Origin of the sequence: Vibrio penaeicida (genome assembly GCF_002933855.1) — a bacterium.
Taxonomy (GTDB): Bacteria; Pseudomonadota; Gammaproteobacteria; order Enterobacterales; family Vibrionaceae; genus Vibrio; species Vibrio penaeicida_A.
The window spans coordinates 1-2307 of record NZ_BFAQ01000080.1 but is presented as its reverse complement, the minus strand read 5'-3'; the positions used below and the strand labels follow the sequence as shown (position 1 = coordinate 2307).

General features: G+C 41.0%; 5 protein-coding genes. All 5 read left to right on the top strand.

Annotation, left to right across the window (positions count from 1 at the left end; genetic code table 11):
- The first annotated feature begins 96 nt into the window (after window positions 1–96).
- The 5 genes from VPNCDNU1_RS28275 to VPNCDNU1_RS28250 all read left to right on the top strand — a co-directional run bounded on the left by VPNCDNU1_RS28275 (window position 97) and on the right by VPNCDNU1_RS28250 (window position 2274).
- Window positions 97–378: a type II toxin-antitoxin system Phd/YefM family antitoxin gene (locus VPNCDNU1_RS28275; protein WP_011080399.1), complete on the top strand. Its 282-nt coding sequence runs from the start codon at window positions 97–99 to the stop codon at window positions 376–378.
- Window positions 375–662 carry a type II toxin-antitoxin system RelE/ParE family toxin gene (locus VPNCDNU1_RS28270; protein WP_104403463.1) on the top strand — a complete coding sequence of 96 codons (288 nt, stop codon included), beginning with the start codon at window positions 375–377 and terminating at the stop codon, window positions 660–662. Before VPNCDNU1_RS28275 ends, VPNCDNU1_RS28270 begins: the two co-directional genes overlap by 4 nt.
- A gap of 148 nt (window positions 663–810) precedes the next feature.
- Window positions 811–1089 carry an AAA family ATPase gene (locus tag VPNCDNU1_RS29230; RefSeq protein WP_237324246.1) on the top strand — a complete coding sequence of 93 codons (279 nt, stop codon included), beginning with the start codon at window positions 811–813 and terminating at the stop codon, window positions 1087–1089.
- A gap of 355 nt (window positions 1090–1444) precedes the next feature.
- A complete protein-coding gene (locus tag VPNCDNU1_RS28255; RefSeq protein WP_104403461.1) occupies window positions 1445–1750 on the top strand; it encodes a hypothetical protein in 306 nt (101 codons plus the stop codon).
- A gap of 134 nt (window positions 1751–1884) precedes the next feature.
- Window positions 1885–2274, top strand: coding sequence for a DUF6678 family protein (locus VPNCDNU1_RS28250; protein WP_022551770.1), 390 nt, complete (start codon window positions 1885–1887; stop codon window positions 2272–2274).
- The last annotated feature ends 33 nt before the right edge of the window (window positions 2275–2307 follow it).

Genomic DNA, 2307 nt, shown 5'->3' with positions numbered 1-2307 from the left:
GTTTAAGCTGGCGTTATAACACAAAATCAGCCTATTGCTCAAAATGACTAGTTGAACTATTATTTGTACATTAAATTGTACCATTGGGAGTTCAGCATGAGCCGTATCCATTTCGACCAAGATATTCAGCCTTTGTCTGAATTTCGAGCTGGCGTAACGTCATTTATCAAGCAGATCAACGAAACTCGCAGACCACTAGTAATAACACAGCGTGGTAAAGGTGTAGCTGTTGTTCTTGATGTCGCAGAATATGAAGCAATGCAAGAGAAGATCGAGTTACTTGAAGAGATGCGTACTGCTGAAGCACAACTAGCTTCGGGCTTAGGTGTTTCTAATGAGGACGCTCGTGCTCAAGTGTTAGGGCGTATTAAGAAATGAAAGTAGTCTGGTCACCACTAGCATTGCAAAAGTTAGGTGATGCAGCTGAATTTATTTCGTTGGACAATCCAGTAGCAGCAGAAGATTGGGTTAATGAGGTTTTCGATAAAACGGAGCTTCTCTCAAGTATGCCGGAAATGGGACGTATGGTGCCGGAATTACCTCATACCAATTTTCGTGAAATTATTTTCGGGCACTATCGCATCATATATAGCCTTAGCCATGAAATTCGCATTCTAACGGTGCGAAATTGTCGTCAAATGCTGACGGAAAGTGACGTATAGCAATTGTGTTATAACAAACGCTTCAAGCGGACTGCCAACGCGTGGCACTTTTAGTTTGCAGTAATTATTGTGTTTAAGGCGCAATGCGGTAGCCGTTGTATTGCGTTGGCAGCCACTTAAGCGGGTGTTATGCGTAAATGGAGGAAACATGGAAAATCAGGGAAAGCTGTTCTTCTTCTGTGGCAAGATGGGGGCAGGCAAGTCGACTAAATCTAAGGTTGTGGCTGCTGAAAACAATGCAGTCCTAATTTCAGAAGACGACTGGTTGTCAGTTCATTATCCTTCACAAATTCAAACATTTGACGACTACATTAAGTATTCAAATCTCATTAAGCCTTTCGTTAAAAGGCATGTTCAAAGTCTGTTGAATGTTGGGGTTAACGTTGTTATGGACTTTCCTGCTAATACTGTTAAGCAAAGAGCTTGATTCGTATCACTGTGCGTCGAAGTAGGTAGTGAGCATGAGCTTTGGTATTTAGACCTAACAGATGAGCAATGTTTATCCCAAATTGCTAAGCGCCGAGTTGAACAACCTGAAAGAGCTATGTTTGACACAGAAGCTGTATTTCATCATGTTACTCAGTACTTTGAAGCTCCGACAGCGAGTGAAAAACTCAGTCTGGTACGTGTGGGAGAATACGCATAACAAAGCGTTTAAGGCAGATTCCCAACGCGCGGCATTTTCGGTTTGCTTTGAATTTAGTGTTTACGGCACAATGGTTTAGGTTTGGTGGTCGGCGTTGCTCACTACTTAACGCGGCGTTATTTTAAAGGAGATTACATTGAGATTATTATTTTTGGGTTTAAGTATTCTATCATCAGTGGTATTTGCTGCAGATAAGAATTGTGGAGGAAAGATCACTCTTGTTATGGGAGATCACTCAGCTTGTGGAGGTCATATGGCATTTAAAACAGAGGCGAGTAATACGAAATGGATGTGTACAAAGTCCAATGAAGCGGGTTCTATTGTATTAACAGCCTTAACTGCAGGGAAAGAAACAGCGGTATATATCGATGATTCACGTATTAGTACATGTCCAGATTTACCCCACTATAGAAAAATAAGCTATGTAATCATTTACCCATAAACATAACAAAAGCTTCAAACCGACAAACAACGCGTGGCACTTTTGGTTTGCGGTGAATTCAGTGTTTAAGGCGTAATGCAGTGGCTTGTTTTGTGCGTTGTCTGCGGTTTAAGCTGGCGTTATACGGAGAAGGGATGTCCGAAAAATATCGTAAAATCATAAATGACCGTCAACTAGTTTCAGCGATGAATAAAACTAAATGGCGTGAACTTTGTGTTGGCTTCGAAGCGCTTCAATCTTTAAATATTAGTGTTAGATACAAACTAATTTCATCAGATGAAATCTATGGTTTTAGCACAGTTTGGTGGGATGAAGTATTTGAAGAAAGCCCTTTTATAGAGTGGCTAGATTTCAATCCAATAGTTTATGAGCATCAAGGACGCTTGGTGGCGGCTAAAGAAACTGATAGGCGCAATGAAATTCTCGCAGTCTTTGAGAAATATGGAATTAGGTATTCACTGCATGAAACACATTTTCGTGTTTGGGGCTACTTAAGCCAAGATACAAACCCAGAATTCGTATAACAAACGCTTCAAGTCGACCGCCAACGCGTGGCA